14 protein-coding genes are annotated in these 18948 nt (G+C 40.0%); 10 read left to right on the top strand and 4 right to left on the bottom strand.

The window, feature by feature from the left end:
• Window positions 1-3: 3 nt before the first annotated feature.
• The 5 genes from purN (at window position 4) to AC6JAD_RS06890 (ending at window position 4874) form a co-directional block, all read left to right on the top strand.
• Entirely contained in the window at window positions 4-585 is a 582-nt protein-coding gene (gene purN, locus AC6JAD_RS06910; protein ID WP_461304560.1) for a phosphoribosylglycinamide formyltransferase, read from the top strand.
• Between the two features lie 4 nt (window positions 586-589).
• A complete protein-coding gene (locus AC6JAD_RS06905; RefSeq protein WP_461304559.1) occupies window positions 590-1225 on the top strand; it encodes a ribonuclease H1 domain-containing protein in 636 nt (211 codons plus the stop codon).
• Between the two features lie 86 nt (window positions 1226-1311).
• Window positions 1312-1899 carry an START domain-containing protein gene (locus AC6JAD_RS06900; RefSeq protein WP_461304558.1) on the top strand — a complete coding sequence of 196 codons (588 nt, stop codon included), beginning with the start codon at window positions 1312-1314 and terminating at the stop codon, window positions 1897-1899.
• 91 nt (window positions 1900-1990) lie between these two features.
• Window positions 1991-2914, top strand: a complete 924-nt coding sequence (locus AC6JAD_RS06895; RefSeq protein ID WP_461304557.1) for a PfkB family carbohydrate kinase — start codon at window positions 1991-1993, stop codon at window positions 2912-2914.
• A 58-nt stretch (window positions 2915-2972) separates the two neighbouring features.
• Window positions 2973-4874 (top strand): amidophosphoribosyltransferase, encoded by a 1902-nt coding sequence (locus AC6JAD_RS06890; RefSeq protein ID WP_461304556.1) that lies wholly within the window; start codon window positions 2973-2975, stop codon window positions 4872-4874.
• A 545-nt stretch (window positions 4875-5419) separates the two neighbouring features.
• On the opposite strand, the gene AC6JAD_RS06885 is transcribed toward AC6JAD_RS06890, so the two are convergent.
• Window positions 5420-6028, bottom strand: coding sequence for a superoxide dismutase (locus tag AC6JAD_RS06885; RefSeq protein WP_461304555.1), 609 nt, complete (start codon window positions 6026-6028; stop codon window positions 5420-5422).
• A 139-nt stretch (window positions 6029-6167) separates the two neighbouring features.
• Between AC6JAD_RS06885 and AC6JAD_RS06880 the strand changes: the two genes are divergently transcribed.
• From AC6JAD_RS06880 to AC6JAD_RS06860, 5 genes are all read left to right on the top strand, one after another.
• Complete coding sequence (locus AC6JAD_RS06880) at window positions 6168-9308, top strand: UvrD-helicase domain-containing protein (RefSeq protein WP_461304554.1); 3141 nt, start codon at window positions 6168-6170, stop codon at window positions 9306-9308.
• 25 nt (window positions 9309-9333) lie between these two features.
• The gene (kbl, locus tag AC6JAD_RS06875) at window positions 9334-10524 is read left to right on the top strand and encodes a glycine C-acetyltransferase (RefSeq protein WP_461304553.1); all 1191 of its coding nucleotides are present in this window, start codon (window positions 9334-9336) and stop codon (window positions 10522-10524) included.
• Between the two features lie 131 nt (window positions 10525-10655).
• Window positions 10656-12059 (top strand): OmpA family protein, encoded by a 1404-nt coding sequence (locus tag AC6JAD_RS06870; protein WP_461304552.1) that lies wholly within the window; start codon window positions 10656-10658, stop codon window positions 12057-12059.
• A 61-nt stretch (window positions 12060-12120) separates the two neighbouring features.
• Complete coding sequence (locus AC6JAD_RS06865) at window positions 12121-14847, top strand: PD-(D/E)XK nuclease family protein (protein ID WP_461304551.1); 2727 nt, start codon at window positions 12121-12123, stop codon at window positions 14845-14847.
• A gap of 82 nt (window positions 14848-14929) precedes the next feature.
• On the top strand, window positions 14930-15082 hold the full coding sequence (locus tag AC6JAD_RS06860; protein WP_461304550.1) for a hypothetical protein: 153 nt from the start codon (window positions 14930-14932) through the stop codon (window positions 15080-15082).
• A gap of 21 nt (window positions 15083-15103) precedes the next feature.
• On the opposite strand, the gene AC6JAD_RS06855 is transcribed toward AC6JAD_RS06860, so the two are convergent.
• From AC6JAD_RS06855 to AC6JAD_RS06845, 3 genes are read right to left on the bottom strand one after another with little or no spacing between them, the layout of a single operon-like run.
• Window positions 15104-15622 carry a hypothetical protein gene (locus AC6JAD_RS06855; RefSeq protein WP_461304549.1) on the bottom strand — a complete coding sequence of 173 codons (519 nt, stop codon included), beginning with the start codon at window positions 15620-15622 and terminating at the stop codon, window positions 15104-15106.
• The gene (locus AC6JAD_RS06850; RefSeq protein WP_461304548.1) at window positions 15606-16805 is read right to left on the bottom strand and encodes a type IV pilus biogenesis protein PilM; all 1200 of its coding nucleotides are present in this window, start codon (window positions 16803-16805) and stop codon (window positions 15606-15608) included. The genes AC6JAD_RS06855 and AC6JAD_RS06850 overlap by 17 nt, the downstream gene beginning before the upstream one ends.
• Window positions 16805-18946: a type II secretion system protein GspD gene (locus tag AC6JAD_RS06845; protein WP_461304547.1), complete on the bottom strand. Its 2142-nt coding sequence runs from the start codon at window positions 18944-18946 to the stop codon at window positions 16805-16807. Before AC6JAD_RS06845 ends, AC6JAD_RS06850 begins: the two co-directional genes overlap by 1 nt.
• Between the last annotated feature and the right edge of the window lie 2 nt (window positions 18947-18948).

The raw sequence follows: 18948 nt of genomic DNA, 5'->3' as shown, positions 1-18948 counted from the left end.
TATATGAAGAAGCGTATTGTTGTTTTTGCTTCGGGTAGCGGTACCAATGCCCAAAACATCATCGAATACTTTCAACAAAGAACATTTGCCGAGGTCGTTCATGTGCTGTCTAACAATGAACATGCCAAAGTACTAGATCGTGCTAAATCCCTGAATGTCAGTTGTTCTCACTTCAACCGAAAAGAGCTTCATTCTGAAAATGGTGTGCTAAAAACACTTTTGGAGCAGAAACCCGACCTCATCGTATTAGCTGGGTTTTTATGGAAATTCCCAGAATTAATCCTAAACGAGTTCCCCGATAAAGTCATAAACATTCATCCTGCATTACTTCCTAAGTATGGAGGAAAGGGAATGTATGGCATGAATGTTCATAGAGCAATAGTGGAAAATGAGGAAACCGAAACGGGCATTACCATCCATTATGTGAATCAAAACTATGACGAGGGCGCTATTGTTTGTCAGAAAACGACCACAATTGAAAAAGGGAGCACTCCCGAAGAGGTGGCCAAAAAAGTACATGAATTGGAGTATGAATACTTCCCTGTCGTCATTGAAGAATTGCTAATGAAAGAATTAGACCACTAAATCCATGGCCAAAAAACAAAAATTCTATGTAGTATGGTTTGGTAACCCGGCCGGTATTTTTGGAAGTTGGGAAGAGTGTAAAAGATCTATAAAAGGAGTAAAAGGTGCGCAGTATAAGTCTTTCGAAACTTTTGCAGAAGCCAAGGAGGCCTATAATAAGGAGTATGCAGACTACAAGGGGAAAAACACCAAAAAGAAAACCCTCACCCCAGAAGAGCTCGCCAAAATTGGAGAACCCAACCTCTACTCTATATCGGTAGATGCCGCCTCCAGTGGAAATCCGGGGAAAATGGAGTATCGCGGTGTAGATACACAAACACATCAACAATTATTTCATCAAGGACCCTTTCTACAAGGCACCAATAATGTGGGAGAATTTTTGGCGCTAGTTCACGGTCTCGCCTATTTGAAACAAATAAAAAGCGATAGACTTATCTATAGCGATTCGAGAATTGCCATGGGTTGGGTAAAGCGTAAAAAATGCAATACCAAACTGAAGGCCACTCGCAAGAATGAAAGAATTTTTGAATTGATAGCGCGTGCAGAAACCTGGTTAAAGCAAAATTCTTACGAAACCAAGATTGTTAAATGGGAGACCAAGGCTTGGGGGGAAATTCCTGCAGATTTCGGAAGAAAATAGCTTCTATTTTATCATTTTTTAACACTTCATCTGTAATGATGATGGATCAACTTCCACTAAAAGGTTGAAAAAGAAAATGATCCAACATGAAACTAGTAATCACCTTAGCCCTTCTCATACCGTTTGCATCAAGTCTTGCGCAAACCCCTTGGACCCTAAAGAAAAATGATGACGGTATTCGCATTTACACCAGAATGGTTCCCGATTCCAAATTGAAAGAGTATAAAGCTATGGTGCAAATAGCGGCTCCTATGCAGTCCATTTTAAATGAATTGCTCGAAGCTCCAAAATATACAGGAGACTGTATCTCTGGTGAGAGTTACTATGTTACCCAAAAAGGAGCAGATCAGCACGTCTTTTATGCCATTAAAAAATTGCCTTGGCCCGTTAGGGATCGAGATGTAGTGACCTTACTTACTGTCGAACAACTTTCCGATAATACAGTGAAGCTCCACATAGAAAGTCATCCCCAAGGTGTTCCTGTGCAGGAAAACGCTATCCGCATTCAGGAAGTAAAGGGGTTTTGGCTATTAGAAGAGCGTGATGGAATCACTACGGTTACTCAACAATTGCATATAGATCCCGAAGGTTCTTTGCCTCCTTTGGTCACCAATTCCCTTCTCATTAAGGGCCCCTACAAGACTTTTTCCGACTTACAACAGATAGGAAGTTAGTGCTCCAAATAGGGGTTTGTTTAGTCTTCATTTTTGAGATGGTAAAACCTGCAAAAATTGTATCTTTGCCCCTTCATTGTAAATGCTTCAAATGAGCAAACTTGTAATAGTAGGGACCGTTGCCTTCGATGCTATCGAGACTCCTTTCGGAAAAACGGATAAAATCCTTGGTGGCGCTGCCACTTTTATTGGCCTAGCCGCCTCTCAGTTTAAGGTAGACGGAGCCATTGTTTCTGTTGTCGGAGGAGATTTTCCACAGTCCTATTTAGACATGCTTTCCTCAAAAGGTTTGGATATTTCTGGTTTGGAAGTGGTCCCGGAAGGGAAAACTTTCTTTTGGTCAGGTAGGTACCACAACGATATGAACTCGAGGGATACATTGGCTACAGAACTAAATGTATTGGCAGATTTCAACCCAATAGTGCCAGAAACCTACAAAGATGCAGAAGTGGTCATGCTAGGGAATCTTCACCCCAATATTCAATTGGGTGTTATTGAACAGATGAAAAACCCTAAGCTTATCGTTTTGGATACCATGAACTTTTGGATGGAACATACTTTGAGCGAACTAAAACAGGTCATTACCAAAGTAGATGTTATTACGATAAATGATGAAGAGGCCCGTCAACTAACCGAGGAATATTCGTTAGTTAATGCCGCCAAGAAGATCCATGAAATGGGTCCTAAATATGTGGTTATTAAAAAGGGGGAACACGGAGCTTTGTTATTCCATAATGGAGAAATGTTCTACGCTCCTGCTTTGCCGTTGGCTGAGGTTTTCGATCCCACTGGTGCTGGAGATACATTTGCAGGAGGTTTTACTGGCTATTTGGCCAGAACAGGAGATTACAGTTTTGAGAATATGAAGACTGCCATTATAAATGGTTCTGCATTGGCCTCGTTTTGTGTAGAGAAATTTGGAACGGAACGCTTGCTGGATTTATCTCGGCAGGAATTATACGAGCGCCTTCAGCAATTTAAGAGCTTGACACAATTTGATATAGAATTGACATAAAACCACGCCCTGACTATACAGGGCGTTTTTATTTGAAATATTTATTTCCAAGAGCATTATGAGCGATGCATTAAAACATGAATGTGGAATAGCACTGGTTAGGTTGCTAAAACCACTTGAGTACTATAAGGAAAAGTACGGAACCGCTTTTTACGGGGTAAACAAAATGTACCTCATGATGGAAAAGCAACATAACAGGGGACAAGACGGAGCAGGATTTGCAAGCATAAAATTAGATGTTGAGCCAGGTGAGAGGTATATAAGCAGGATACGATCCAATGCACAGCAACCCATACAGGATATCTTTGCGCAAATTAACGAGCGCATTAATTCGGAATTTGAATCCTCTCCTGAATTAAAAAATGACATCGCGGCTCAGAAAAAACAAATTCCATATTTAGGTGAATTATTTTTGGGCCACGTGCGATATGGCACCTTTGGAGGGAATAGCATAGAAACGGTACACCCTTTCCTGCGCCAGAATAACTGGATGCATAGAAACCTAATCATAGCGGGTAACTTTAATATGACCAACACCAATGAGCTTTTCACCAATCTCATTCGTTTGGGGATGCATCCAAAAGAAAAGGCGGATACCATTACCGTTATGGAAAAAATTGGACATTTCTTGGATGACGCCGTTCGTAAACAATACAAAAGGGCCAAACAGAATGGTCTAAACAAACAAGAGGCTTCCCCATTTATTGCGGAGAATCTGAAAATCGATAAGATTTTAAAAAAATCTGCAAAAAACTGGGATGGCGGTTATGCCATGGCCGGACTTTTAGGGCATGGTGATGCATTTGTATTGCGTGACCCCGCAGGAATACGACCCGCCTATTATTACAAAGATGATGAGGTGGTGGTGGTTGCCAGTGAGCGTCCAGCGATACAAACGGTTTTCAATGTTCCTTTCGAAGAAGTAAAGGAATTGGATCCGGGACATGCCCTTATCGTGAAGAAAAACGGACTTGCACAAATCTCTGAAATCATTGAGCCACTGGAGCGCAAATCCTGTTCCTTTGAGCGTATCTATTTTTCAAGGGGAAGTGATGCCGAAATCTATCAGGAACGCAAAATGCTTGGGCGTTTGGTGATGCCGAAAGTGTTGGAAAACATCAATCATGATACCGAAAACACGGTTTTCTCTTTCATTCCGAATACCGCGGAAACTTCTTTTTATGGCATGTTAGAAGCCGCCCAGGACGAATTGAATCAACAAAAAAATGAAGCGATTCTTCGAGAAAAGGAGCATTTAACCAATGAAAGATTGCAGGAAATCCTATCCCATAAAATCCGTACGGAAAAACTCGCCATAAAGGACGTAAAACTGCGCACGTTTATCACGGAGGATAGTAGTCGTGATGATTTGGTGGCCCATGTCTACGATGTTACCTACGGTCTGGTAAAACCAAATGACAACCTGGTAATCATTGATGACAGTATTGTAAGGGGAACCACCTTAAAGAAAAGTATCTTGAAGATGCTGGACCGGCTTAATCCCAAACAGATAATTGTTGTTTCCTCTGCACCTCAAATACGCTATCCCGATTGCTATGGAATTGACATGGCCCGATTAGAAGACTTAGTGGCATTTAATGCCGCAAAGGCATTGCACGAAGAAAGGGGAACTGGCAATATCATCGATGAGATTTACGAGAAATGCAAAATAGAATTAGCAAAAGAAGATGATGCCGAAGTGATTAATCAGGTTAAAGCACTTTATGCTCCTTTTACGGATGAACAAATTTCTGATAAAATTGCTGAAATAATAAGTGATCCGGAAATTAGCACACAAGTAAAGGTCATTTTCCAATCTGTTGATGACCTTCACAAAGCTTGTCCTAAAAATTTAGGGGATTGGTATTTCACTGGGAACTATCCAACCAATGGAGGTAAACGGGTCGTAAATAGGGCCTTTGTCCACTTTTATGAGGGTAATCCTGCTCGAGCCTACTAACCAAATTGTTAAAAATTTTACGAAAATCCTCCTAAAAATGCACTTAGTCGATAATTAATTACAGTTTGTCCAAAAGTAGGAAAAATCCGCATGAACTTTGTTTTTAAAGTCTATATTTGCTTCATACCATAGCATAAGTAGGTTAAGTTCATGGTAAGATTTGGGGCAAAAAAGGTAAACTCTCGTTTACCTTTTTTATTTTTATATAGTATTTGAAAGCCAAAAAAGAAATCTATTTCCTACGCCTCCTACACGTTATTCATCAACATTCTGCTTTTCAACGAAAAAAAAAGCTATTGGTCTAAAAAATTATTTCTTCCGAAAAATTATACGCTATATTTGAATCATACCATAGCATAAGTAGGTTAAGTTCATGGTAGATTTGGGGCAAAAAAAGGTAGACTCTCGTCTACCTTTTTTTATTGGAATACATCCTTGAAATGTGGAGAATCATTTCCTATCTTTTGGATTCCTTACTGGCTATTTATCCCACAAAAAACCCCATTCTTAAGAACGGGGTCTAATCAAAGTTCTACTGAACCTTTTTATTTGTTTGCCGCATATCGCTCTGAAACGGCATCCCAATTAATCACATTGAAAAATGCCCCTACGTAATCCGGACGGCGGTTCTGATAGTTTAGGTAATAGGCGTGCTCCCAAACATCCAGCCCAAGAATAGGAGTTCCTCCACATGACACACCTGGCATGAGAGGATTATCTTGGTTAGGAGTAGCACATACCTCTACTCTACCTCCTTCGTGAACACATAACCAAGCCCATCCAGATCCGAATTGGGTTTTGGCAGCATTCGAAAAAGCTTCTTTAAATGCATCGAAACTTCCATAGGCCGAATTAATAGCTTCAGCCAATTCGCCCGTGGGCTCACCACCTCCATTAGGAGACATGACCTCCCAAAACAAGCAATGGTTATAATATCCACCGCCATTGTTGCGAACGGCTTTATTGTTCATATCCAATCCGGATAAAATAGATTCTATACTCTTTCCGGCCAAATCGCTTCCTTCGATGGCGGCGTTTAATTTACTGGTGTACCCAGCATGGTGTTTCCCGTGATGAATTTCCATGGTTCTGGCGTCTATATGGGGCTCTAGCGCATCGTGTGCATAGGGTAATGCAGGTAATTCGAATGACATATTGTTTATTTTTTTAGTTACTATTTGTTTTCATTCAAAATTACACATATTTAGCGGTTTCTCCTGTTATGGAATTTGTAAGTTTTTATACCCGTATAGAGATTCTTAATAGTATCTTTATGGTAACAATACCAATTCATTGAATTCTTCGGCGTCGTTTACGGTTTACAATGCATCGGCAGGAAGCGGAAAAACTTTCGCTTTGGTGAAAGCCTATATAAAGGTATTACTGCTACATCCCCAAAACGGTTATTACAAATATCTTCTCGGCATTACCTTCACGAATAAAGCAGTTGCCGAAATGAAAGAACGTATCGTGGCTACATTGTCTGCATTAGCCATGGAGGAGGTTCCTGCAAAATTTAAAGACATGCACGAGCTCCTTATTACGGAGACCTCCCTGAATGAAGATGAAATAAAAGACCGATCGAAGCGCATTCTGAAACACCTGTTGCACCATTACGCACAATTCAGCATTGAAACCATAGATAGTTTTAATCATCGATTGATCCGAACATTCGCACATGACCTGAAACTGGCTTCCAATTTCGAAGTCTCGCTGGATACCGAGGAACTACTGTCTAAGGCTGTAGACCGGTTTATCGAAAAAGCAGGAATCGATCCAGAAGTAACCCAATTGCTATTGGAGTTTGCACTTCAGAAAACGGACGAGGACAAATCATGGGACATTTCGTATGACTTGAAAAAAACCGCAGCCCTATTGGCCAGCGAAAATGATCGTTGGCATTTGCAGTCATTGCGGGAGAGATCAATCGCCGATTTTAAGAAACTACAAAAGCGACTATATGAAAAGATAACTGTTCTTCAGAAGGAAATTTCAGAAGAAGCCTCGCTTTTGCTTCAACAATTAAATGAAAAAGAAATTCCTCTAGATGTGTTTCAACGGGGTACGTTCCCCAACCACTTCAAAAAATTGAAGGAAGGGGACTATAATGTGTATAAAAACAAACTCGGGGAATATTTGGAAATGGGCGGAACAAAGCTTTATAAGGCCAGTACCCCAGAAGGTCTTCAGCTAGAAATTGACAACCTTACCCCTCGTTTTCTGACATCTTATAAAAGGTGCAAGACTCAGGTTTTTACCATTAAACTTTACAGGAACATCCTCAAGAACCTCGTACCCCTGGCTGCTTTAAATGGTGTATACCAAGAAATGGAGCTTATAAAGGAAGAGGAGAATATCCTTCCCATAAACGAATTCAATTCCTTGATATATTCTGAAATAAAAGACCAACCCGTACCTTTTATATATGAACGCCTTGGGGATCGCTATCGTCACTTTTTTATAGATGAGTTTCAGGATACATCCAAACTGCAATGGAATAATCTTATACCCCTTATAGACAATGCACTGTCACAAACTACCATGAATGAGGAAATGGGCAGTCTTCTCCTAGTAGGGGACGGAAAACAGTCCATATATCGCTGGAGGGGAGGATTGCCCGAACAGTTTATGGAGCTTTCGAAGGACGAGAATCCATTCACCGCAGCCCCAAAGCAGCTAATGCAACTGGAAACGAACTATAGAAGTGCTCAAGAGGTAATTAAGTTCAACAATGATTTCTTCACTTTCGTGGCCAACCACTTCGGAGATCCTGTTCATATAAATATGTATGAAGAAGGAAGTAAGCAACTACATACTTCAAAAAGGGATGGGTATGTAAAAATTGAATTCATTGAGACGCAAAACAAAGAGGAAGAGCATCAGCTTTATCCAGAAAAAGTCTATGAAACCATAAAGGATTTACTGGATAGGGGATATCACCCCAAAGATATTTGTGTGCTTACACGAAGAAAGAAAGATGGAGTAGTTATTAGTGAGTACATTTTAGAAAAGGACCCAACCATTCCAATAGTTTCCGAAGAAACCTTGCTGCTAAAGAATTCTTCGCTTGTTAATTTTTTGGTCAATCTACTAGATGTAACCATCGACCCTTCCAACGAAGAGGTGAAAATTCAAGTGTTGGAATTCTTCTATGACCATTTCAATTTATCGCAGGAAAGGCATTCCTTTTATTTGGATTACATTAAGAGCCCCTTGTCTTCAATTTCTGAACTAGCGGAACATCGGAACCTATCATTTAGTTTCGAAAATCTAAATCAATTACCCCTATTTGAATGCATGGAATACGCCATTGCAAGCTTACAATTGGAACCAAAAATCAATGCATTTGCAAGTAGTTTCATGGACTTGGTGTTTCGTTTTTCACAGCGACCAGGGGTAGGTAAGGTGGAGTTCTTGGAATTCTGGGGAAAAGAACAAGAGAAGGCCAGTATAATTTCCAATAATGATGCAAATGCGGTTAGGATTATGACCATACATAAATCCAAAGGGCTAGAGTTCCCCGTAGTACTATTTCCTTATGCCGATGTAAACCTGTATTCCGAAATAGATCCAAAATCATGGTATCCATGGCAAAATGACGACATGGATCATTTGCTCATAGACTATAAGAAAGAGCTAGAAGAATACAACCCCTTAGGTGCTGAACTCGTTAAACAACGACGGGAAACCTTGGAATTGGACACTATCAATATTCTTTACGTGGCTTTAACGCGACCAGAACAGGAACTTTACGTCTTCGCAAAAAAGGAAGCCATTAAAGATTCCTTGACCTCGTACAATGCTTTTTTTATAGGGTATTTAATGTCGCAAGGCCTATGGAATGAAGACAAAAAAGAATATGTGTTTGGCACCAAGAAACCTCCAACTTCTACAACGACGTCTTCACAGTCATTACCCGTGGCGATTGATTACTTGGCCTCTGCGCCAGAATCCCATAATCTAACCATAGTGACCTCTTCCGTTTGGGAAACCGAAAATCAAGCAGCTGCAATTGGATGGGGAAACATCTTTCATGATACGATGGCAAAGGTTTTTAATACAGTTGATTTGGATACCGTATTGGATGAGTTGAACACGTCTGAAGAACACGATGAGAAAACGGTTCATGAACTCAAAACCATGATCAATGCCGTAGTAGATCATCCCGTACTTAAGGAGTTTTATGAAAATCCACATGAGGTGCATAATGAAAGGGAAATTGCTACACCGAAAAAAATGGTGCGCCCTGATCGAATTGTAATCCACGAAAATAAGACTGCCACCATTATTGACTATAAAACCGGAAAACACAATCCTAAATATATAGAGCAGATTTATGAGTATTCTGACGCCATCGAGACCATGGGATATTCTGTTAGGGAAAGGTTATTGGTTTACTGTAATCCAGATGGAATAATAATAAATAAAGCCTAACTTTGAAAGCCAAAAAATCAAAGAAATGTACGGTAAGATAAAAGACCATTTACAAAAAGAACTTCAAGAAATTAAAGATGCTGGGCTCTTTAAGAAGGAGCGCATTATTACTTCCCCACAGGATGCTGTGATTAAGATTTCTACAGGGGAAGAGGTAATTAACTTCTGTGCCAATAATTATTTGGGCCTTTCTTCGAATAAGGAAGTCATTCAAGCCGCTAAAGATGCCATGGACACTCATGGCTATGGTATGTCCTCAGTACGGTTTATTTGTGGGACGCAGGATATTCATAAGGAGTTGGAGCAAAAAATTGCGGATTACTATGAAACCGAAGATACTATTTTGTATGCTGCTGCTTTTGATGCCAATGGCGGTGTTTTCGAACCACTTTTGAGTGCTGAAGATGCAATAATTTCCGATTCGTTAAACCATGCTTCCATTATTGATGGGGTACGGCTTTGTAAGGCCGCACGATATCGATATGCCAATAACGATATGGCTGATCTGGAAAAACAGCTTATTGCCGCAAACGAAAATGGGGCGCGTCATAAGATTATTGTTACAGACGGGGTCTTTTCAATGGATGGATTGGTAGCGCCTTTAGACCAAATATGTGATCTGGCAGATGCATATGATGCCATGGTTATGATCGATGAATGCCATGCAGCCGGATTTATTGGTGCCACGGGTCGTGGAACTTTGGAAGAAAAAGGCGTGATGGGACGTATAGATATCATTACAGGTACCTTAGGAAAAGCGTTAGGTGGAGCTATGGGAGGTTACACCACAGGCAAAAAAGAGATTATCGAAATCCTAAGACAAAGATCCAGACCTTATTTATTTTCAAATTCCTTAGCCCCTGCTATAGTTGGTGCTTCTATTAAGGTATTCGATATGTTGGCAAATAATACCGAATTGCGAGATCAATTGGAAGACAATACAGCCTATTTCAAAAAAGGAATGAAGGAAGCTGGATTCGATATTATAGATGGTGATTCTGCAATCGTTCCTGTAATGCTATACGATGCTAAACTGTCACAAACCATGGCCGATATGTTGTTGGAAGAAGGTATTTATGTAATAGGATTCTTCTATCCAGTGGTACCCAAAGGAAAAGCTCGGATTCGGGTGCAACTTTCAGCAGCCCATACAAAGGAGCATCTGGACAAGGCTATATCTGCTTTCATTAAAGTAAAGCAAAAACTTGGTTTATAATATTTTCCCTCAGCTTTTATTTAGGCTGCTAGACCTTTGTATTTACAAAAAATTTAATAGATTTGCTTTTGTTAATAAACTTTAACAACTTACTTTTGCTCTATTAACACTTAAAAATTAAACAATCGAATATGAAACATCTTAACAGTATTTTAGCCGCTGCCCTATTTATCTTTGCCGTAGGGGTAGTTAGCGCGCAAGACCAAAACAACCCTTGGGCTATTGAAGTTGGTGTAAACGCCGTAGATGTATACCCTGTAGGTATTACCGATAACGGTAGGTTACCGGCAATGATAGGTGATCTTGAAATTAAGGGTGACCTTTTTGATGAATACTTCAATCAGAATGACCACTGGAACATTTTACCTTCTGTATCCAGAGTTTCTGTGGGAAGATACATCGGTAACGGCTTCACTTTCACTGCAGCGGGTGCTATCAACAGAATCGACAAAGTAGGAGATTTAGATGTTGATGACCTAAATTACTATTCTGCAGATGGTGAAATCAAGTATAGCTTCAGAGATCTTATTAATGGACCTGGTGGATGGTTTGACCCATCTCTTGGTATTGGTGGTGGTTACACTTGGGTAGATGAAATCGGATTCGGTACTGCTAACGCCCTTGTAGGTGTTCGTTTTTGGGTTACTGAAAACGTAGCTCTTAACTTCCAGAGTACTTATAAGCACGCTTTCGAAGATGAGTATGGAATCATCCATTTCCAACATTCTGCTGGTGTTGCCTTCAAATTTGGAGGAAAAGATACAGACGGTGACGGAATCTATGACAAAGATGATGAGTGTCCAGAAACTCCTGGTCTTCCAGAATTCAACGGATGTCCTGATAGTGACGGTGACGGAATCGAAGATAGAAACGATGCTTGTCCTAACACTCCAGGTTTAGCCGAATTCAACGGATGTCCTGATAGTGATGGTGATGGTATTGCAGATCCTCAAGATGCTTGTCCTACAGTTCCTGGTATTGCTGCCTTGAATGGTTGTCCAGATGCTGACGGTGACGGAATCACTGACGCTGACGATCAGTGTCCAAACGAAGCTGGACCAGCTGCAAACAACGGATGTCCTTACCAAGATAGAGATAATGATGGTGTACTAGATAAAGACGATCAGTGTCCAGATGTTCCTGGAACTGTTGCAAACAATGGTTGTCCTGAAGTAACTGTTGAAGTAATCAACCAGTTGACTGAGTACGCTAAAACAATCTTATTCGATACAGGAAAATCAACAATTCGTCCTGAGTCTTACGCTGTTCTTCAGAGTATCGTAGACGTTATGAATGAGTACCCAACAGCTTCTTTCGTGATCGAAGGTCACACTGATAGTGTAGGTAGAGAAACTACTAACCAAAAGCTTTCTGATTCTAGAGCAGCTGCTGTTAGAGATTATCTAACTACTATCGGTATGGACGGAAGCAGATTGTCTTCTATCGGATACGGTGAGTCTAGACCAATCGCTCCGAACAACACTAAAGCTGGAAGACAGCAAAACAGACGTGTAGAGATTTCCTTGAAAAAGTAATCTTTCCAAATAAATCATAAAAAAACGCTTCCCTAACGGGAGGCGTTTTTTATTTTTGGGTATGCCAGCTTTCCTAGAAGAAATCGTTCAACAAATACAGCAGGAGCATGAGAGCATTTCCAATCTCATCATTGTACTTCCCAGCAAGCGTGCTGGTGGATTCTTCAAGTACTATCTAAGGCAGCACCTAAAAAAAGCAACCTTCTCACCAAAGGTCATTAGCATTGAAGAGTTCATTGAACAATTGTCTGGCCTTACCATTGTATCAGGCGACAGCCTCCTTGTGAACAGCTACGAAGCTTATCTTGCAACGAATGAAATTTTAAAGAAAGATGAATTCCCGTTATTCACTACCTGGGCCAATTCCTTACTCAATGATTTTAGTGAAATGGACCGGTATCTCATTAATCCAACATCTTTCTTTTCTTACCTGGGCGGGATTAAAAGTTTAGAAAAATGGGGCGTTCAAAATGAAGAAACAACCCTTATAAAAAACTATTTGTCCTTTTGGAACAACCTAATGCCCTTTTATGAAAACTTGACCTATCTGCTTTCAAAAGAACAGAAAGGCTATCAAGGAATGGTCTATAGAAAGGCAGCCGAAGACATTGAGCATTATATTGCCAATGAGGGCGATAAACCGCACTATTTCGTAGGATTCAATGCGCTCAACACCTCAGAGCAACATATTATACAAGCCCTATTAGAAACCGGAAACACCAAGGTATGTTGGGATATGGACACCTATTTCTATAAAGATAAAACCCATACAGCTTCTCATTTCTTAAGATCTTATATGGAAAGCTGGAAGTACTATCAACAACATCCACTACCCTCATTCCCAAATAACTATGGGAATGCAAAAAACATCAAAATCGTATCTGCCCAAAACACAATTGAAGAAGTAAAGTATGCCGGCAATTACTTGGCAAATCTAACCGAAGATAGCCTCAATAAAACAGCGGTGGTCCTGGCAGACGAAACCTTGCTCATACCATTATTATATTCTTTGCCTCCAGCTGTTTCAAAGGTAAATGTTACTATGGGCTTGCCCTTAAAATCAACGCCTGTAGCAGCCTTTTTTACCATGCTCCTTAAACTACATTCGAAAGGCAATACAACCTATTATCATAAAGATGTTCTGGCCCTACTTAATCACCCCATCTGTCGCTATCTAATAACCGACATAGAATCCATTATAAGGACCATTGTAAAGGGAAACTATTCATACATCGGCATGGATATGTTGAATGAATTTGGAAATGGGCAATCCGCACTAAAATTAATTTTTGGAAACTGGAAAAGCTTAACCCAAGAAGCCCTTGAAAATACCTCCCAACTCTTAAATATTCTTTCTGCCCAAAGTAATGCGCATGTGGTAGAAAGATTATGCTTCGATAAGCTACAGGAGATATTTCATCAGATCGCGAAGCTTCAAAGAGAACATACCTATTTAAAAAATATTGATACACTCGAACAGCTTTTTTCTGAATTGCTTTCAAATATGACTCTCGACTTTGAGGGTGATGCCTACGACGGGTTACAAATCATGGGGGTTTTGGAAACTCGAGTCTTGGACTTTGAAAATATCCTTATGTTATCCGTAAATGAAGGCGTGTTACCCGCCGGTAAATCTTCTGCATCTTTCATTACCTATGACTTGAAAAAACAATTCGGACTACCCCTATATACAGATAAAGATTCGGTGTATACCTACCACTTTTATCGTTTATTGCAAAGGGCACAATCCGTCACTATGGTATATAGTAGCTTCACGCAGGGTCTGTCCTCCGGGGAAAAAAGCCGTTTTATTACACAAATGGAAATGGATGCTATTCCTACTCACGAATTTGCTTTTGAAACGATTAGCACCCCAATCTCTCTAGAGAAGCCATCGGCACGTAGTATTAAAAAGACCCAAAAGGTTATGGAAAGGCTTGCTTCCATTGCCAATAAATACTTTTCGCCATCGGCACTTACCCTATATGTCAGGAATCCGATCGATTTTTATTACCAAAAAGTGCTCTCTATAAACGAACATGAAGCTGTTGAAGAGACCGTAGCTCTAAATACCTTAGGAACGATCGTTCATAATGCACTTGAAGAATTATATAAACCATTCATTGGTACATTTCTCACAGCCGATTCCCTTAAAGGATCGAAGGTTAGGATCGATGAACTGGTAGTTGCCGAATTTCACAAGGAATTTAAGGAGGGCGATTTCGAAAGGGGTAAAAACCTCATCATTTTCGAAGTGGCCAAAAGATATGTAAACAATATTGTTGATCTGGACATTTCAGAAATTGAAAAAGGAAATACTATTAAAATCCTTCATCTGGAAAACCAGCTTAAAACCGGAATTACAATTCCCTCCCTGGAATTTCCAGTGTTCATTGGAGGAATGGTAGATCGCATTGACGAATATAATGGCGTGGTCCGAATCATCGATTATAAAACGGGGATGGTTCAACAACGGGAGCTGGAAATCTTGAATTGGGAAGACGTTATTGAGGATTATGGATACAGCAAGGCATTTCAGGTATTGGCCTATGCCTATGTCATCCAACAAGAGTTAGGTATCAAAAGCCTTGAAGCAGGTGTTATTTCATTGAAGAACTTAACTGGCGGCTTTTTAAAATTTGCGAAACGGGACAAAGTCCGTGGCGGAACCAAGGAATCCCTTATAACCCCACAATTGCTGGCAAACTTCAAAACACAGCTAGACACATTAATTGGAGAAATATGTGATTCTAAGCATCCCTTTATGGACAATTTGGACAAAAAATAGGGTTTTTCCTCTCTGAAAAATAGGATTTTCATTCTTGACTGACTTCCATTTCTGTGCGAAATTTGTTCAAAATATTTCCCCTATGATGTTAAAAGCGACCCACCAGAGTCTTCGAGGAAAATGGCTAAAAATTCTAAGAGGCACCCCCACTGAAAACGAAGTTCAGCATTTTAATGCCGAAATAAGAGCCTATCAAGGCCGAAAACAAGTACTAAGAACCAGTGAGGTTCATTAAAAACTTTAATTCGATATAGAATTATTGGGATAGGAAACTTTCGATAAGAACAAGGCACTCCAAATAGTCCCGGCCACGCCGATAATCCCTCTTCTTTTCAAAATGCACATGGGATATCTTCCCAAAATTGTAATCCTGTTCTAGTTTGTAGACAACTTCCTGCAGGTCTTTAAACTGTCCCCTAAGTGTGAATTGATATGATGTTATTTTCACATCTTCCTGCATGAATACATGAGGTTCCAAAAATTGAGTTATTGCAATCCCTTTTTCTTCAGACTTGCTATTCAGGAATTCCAAAATGTTATTCTGAATTGATATGTTCTTTATATTGTTCTTCTTCAACAATGAATCGGCGAAGCGTTCGCGTTGCCCCAAATTGGCTGATAATTGTGCCAAATTCTCCGAATTAATGTTCTCCTCATTAAGCTTCGAAATCTCACGCTTAAGGTGAAACGTTTCGGAGAATGAAAACTGGTAGGCAATAAGCATGACAGCCACAAATCCAACACATAATAATATGTTTTTATTCCTCTGTGTCATAAATCAATGCTAGTTTTATTTCGAAAAAGTTGCCCTTCCCTTTAGAGAGACCATATTGTATTACGGTAACATTGGCAATCCAATCATGCGCCTCTAAATCTTGAATCCATTTAGAAAATTCTTCCTTATCGTAACTGTCTCCAGCTAGCAGTAAGGAATCATTTTCATATGTAATTTTCTTATCTGGACGAATATTCTTGACCAAGGGCTGAAATTGAATGTCCGAAAACAGAATGGATCCTGGACGTTGGCTTACGACCCTATTTAGATAATATGAGCTTTTAGAATGCCCACTATTCAATATATTCTCCACAACATACTCCTTCTTTTCAACATCTTCCGTTCTTTCCTGTAATATGTTTCTTTGTTCCGAAGCTACTTCTACTTGCTCCGAAAGGTTCTGAAATTGCTTGCGGTATTCAGTAAAAAAGAAAAAGTTAATCAATAAACTCAATAACACGACTGCCACAGCTAAAACCAGTCCCTTGCGGAAAAAGTTTTTTTCAAAATAGGTTTTCTTTAGTTGCTCGTTACGCTCTTCATTGGATTCGGTTTCTGCCCCTAAATAACTCAACAAAGAAGAGGTAGCCATTAAGTAATCGGAATCAACCGTTACATCCTCAAGGCGATAGTTTATCGGGGGCTTCTGGATATTCTGATAAGAAACAACCTTCCCCTCTTTCATGTGGTATTCCTTCCCTCCCGCAATAATCGAGTCTGAAGAGAGCAAAGGTGCTATGCGCTGAAGTGAACCAAAACCCAATTGGAAACTAAGGATTCCCAAACCTGCCTGTTCTGCCTCCTTAAGAAGTGAATCTATCACATCTCTCCTAGCTACTGCAACATAAACAGTATCCTGCCCTTCCTGTACATCGACATAAAAATCGCTAAGGGAAAGCCCGGGAAATGCTTTCCCAACTGCCTTCTGCATGTCCCTTTCAGGTAGTACTTCTTTTATAAGCACCCCGTCAATATTTATAATGAGATGGGCATGTTTGTTTTTCCCAATTTCAGTTACCAATTCTGAAAAAGAAATTCCCTTCACAAAATTGAAATCGGTAAACTCGCCCTTCTTTTTCTTAGCTATAGCGGCAACATAGTCATTGCGGCCATCGGAAGTTGTCACCTCAACACCGCAAAACGAATTGCCATAATTCCAATATGAAGTAACCGCTTTCAGCATTATTCGATAATAGTAGGCTTTATTAACACATTAAGGTTTCGTTTTGTAGCCTCACGCCTGCGTTTGCTAAAGAACCATTTAATAATTGGGATTCTAGCCAAAAATGGAACTCCGGAACCCGAATTATCCTTTCTAATGGATTCGATTCCACCCAAAATAACCACATCTTGATCCTCCATTCGAACAATCGATGAAAATTCCCGACTGGAAATCCCTGGAGGTGCATCTTCTGCAACCCGTTCTCCATTAAAAGCCGATTGTAATACCTGTATATCTAAGGTGATCTGCCCATCTCCAGAAACAAAAGGAAGTATCTCTAAAGCCAATTCTGCATCGATAGGGACGTAATTCCTTATTTCAGAAGTTTGCGGTATTTGGGAACCAAAAAAGCTTTGACTCGTAACCGCATAGTAAGTGGTTTCACCGCTGGACAAATAGGCTTTATGCCCATTTATAGTAGTTAATTTGGGGGTGGATTTCACTTTCAAAGTTCCTGCAGATTCCATGGCTTTAATGTCCAAATAAAAATTGGGGACCACCTTTCCAAGGTTCAAGGATCCGAAATTATCGAAATTGCCTATGATCTTATTCACATCCCCAGCTCCAATGGTGACATTTCCACTAGGAAAAAACTCTCCAGAGGTGTTAATGGGTTTGTCTCCGATTCCAAATGAAATCCCAGTTTCTGTAATAGCGCTTCTATTTACTTCAAGAATCATTACCTCAATCAAGATCACGGGAACCGGCTTATCTATAAACGAAATGAATTCTTTGAACCGCTCTACTTTGGTCCCTGGCCCGCTTATGACAAAACTATTTAGCTCAACGTCAATTTTTATGTCCAAACCTTCCTTAATGTCATCTGGAATAATTTCATCGATGGATTTAGAGTTATTGGTATTGGTTCCAGTACTCGTTGATCCTGTATTATTAAACCTATTGGATTGGTTCTGATTGCCATTGAAACCTGTTGAATTGAACTGGTTAAATCCTCCTGTGTTGAAATTATTTCTACCAGCCCTGCGCTGTCCCCCTCCGGAAGGGTCGTCTAATAGCTGTACGGATCGATGCATCATTGTCACCAATTCCACTTGCTTTAACGAAAGTTGGTTCTCTGTTCCGAAATAATAGACATTTCCTTCTTTTTTGTACGTGAATACCTGGGCATTGGAGTTATTGGGAGCTGCAGGGTTTGCTCCTACTCCGGCAGATCCATTACTGCTGCTCTGAAAGATTCTGTCTAAAAGTAAATCGAAACCAATATCGCTTGCTTCTACCGTAGCTGTTCCCGCATTATCGAGAGGTGAAGCTGTAAAAATATCGATCTTTAAATCTTGACCCAATGTATAGATTACGTCGGCAATCGATGTGTTTTGAAGGTTCACTTCAACCCTCTTGTTTACGGTATCTAACACTTTGTAATAAAAATTGCTCTGTCTTCTTCTTATGGGTCGAGACGTAGTCGTTCCGTTCCCGCCTGGCGTTTGCATAGTTTCAAAAGCTGTGTCGAACGTATAGAATCCGTCCTCTTTCTTTTCCAATAGCAAATTATTGGATTCCGCCATTTTCTGAAGTGCCACATCGAATGGAACATTTTTAATGTAAATACTCAAGGGGTTTGTCTCAATCTCTGGAGTAAAAAGCAGGTTTTTTCCTGTTTCGTCCATGATTTTCCTAAAAACCTTATCGAGGGGATCATTTTTAAGGTCCAATGTCAGATTCCCATTAGACACGGAATAGCTAGCCCGGATTTCCTTTTCCTTTGGTGTTTCCAAAGGAGCTACATATTTTTTTATGGACAGTATATTTCCGGTAAAATCGATATCCAGATCATAGGTCTTCACCAAAAATATCAGAATATCGGCTACTGGAACATCGGTAAAGTTGTTCACCAAAGTAATAGCATTGAGATCTGGTGAGACATTGATATTAACGCTATGAATTTTGGAGATGGCCAATAGGAAATTGGACAGTGTGGTTTGCGTTATATTAATATTAATGCTTTCCTCCAAACCAGGTACTTCAACTTTCAACAATTCCAGCTGATTCTGAATACTGTTTATTCTTGCGGAAGAAGAAGTCTCTTGTGCCACCCCTTTCAGGGCAACCAAGAATAGTATAATAATCAATAGTTTTTTCATAA

Source organism: Aureisphaera sp., assembly GCF_059726885.1.
The sequence above is the reverse complement of the archived record's forward strand: the minus strand, read 5'-3'. Positions and strand labels throughout refer to the sequence as shown.

Coding starts and splice junctions, on each gene's coding strand:
- AC6JAD_RS06870 (WP_461304552.1), top strand. CDS start 10,656: ATGAAACATCTTAACAGTATTTTAGCCGCTGCCCTATTTATCTTTGCC.
- AC6JAD_RS06890 (WP_461304556.1), top strand. CDS start 2,973: ATGAGCGATGCATTAAAACATGAATGTGGAATAGCACTGGTTAGGTTG.
- AC6JAD_RS06895 (WP_461304557.1), top strand. CDS start 1,991: ATGAGCAAACTTGTAATAGTAGGGACCGTTGCCTTCGATGCTATCGAG.
- AC6JAD_RS06905 (WP_461304559.1), top strand. CDS start 590: ATGGCCAAAAAACAAAAATTCTATGTAGTATGGTTTGGTAACCCGGCC.
- AC6JAD_RS06865 (WP_461304551.1), top strand. CDS start 12,121: ATGCCAGCTTTCCTAGAAGAAATCGTTCAACAAATACAGCAGGAGCAT.
- AC6JAD_RS06900 (WP_461304558.1), top strand. CDS start 1,312: ATGAAACTAGTAATCACCTTAGCCCTTCTCATACCGTTTGCATCAAGT.
- AC6JAD_RS06885 (WP_461304555.1), bottom strand. CDS start 6,028: ATGTCATTCGAATTACCTGCATTACCCTATGCACACGATGCGCTAGAG.
- AC6JAD_RS06845 (WP_461304547.1), bottom strand. CDS start 18,946: ATGAAAAAACTATTGATTATTATACTATTCTTGGTTGCCCTGAAAGGG.
- AC6JAD_RS06855 (WP_461304549.1), bottom strand. CDS start 15,622: ATGACACAGAGGAATAAAAACATATTATTATGTGTTGGATTTGTGGCT.
- AC6JAD_RS06860 (WP_461304550.1), top strand. CDS start 14,930: ATGATGTTAAAAGCGACCCACCAGAGTCTTCGAGGAAAATGGCTAAAA.
- kbl (WP_461304553.1), top strand. CDS start 9,334: ATGTACGGTAAGATAAAAGACCATTTACAAAAAGAACTTCAAGAAATT.
- purN (WP_461304560.1), top strand. CDS start 4: ATGAAGAAGCGTATTGTTGTTTTTGCTTCGGGTAGCGGTACCAATGCC.
- AC6JAD_RS06850 (WP_461304548.1), bottom strand. CDS start 16,805: ATGCTGAAAGCGGTTACTTCATATTGGAATTATGGCAATTCGTTTTGC.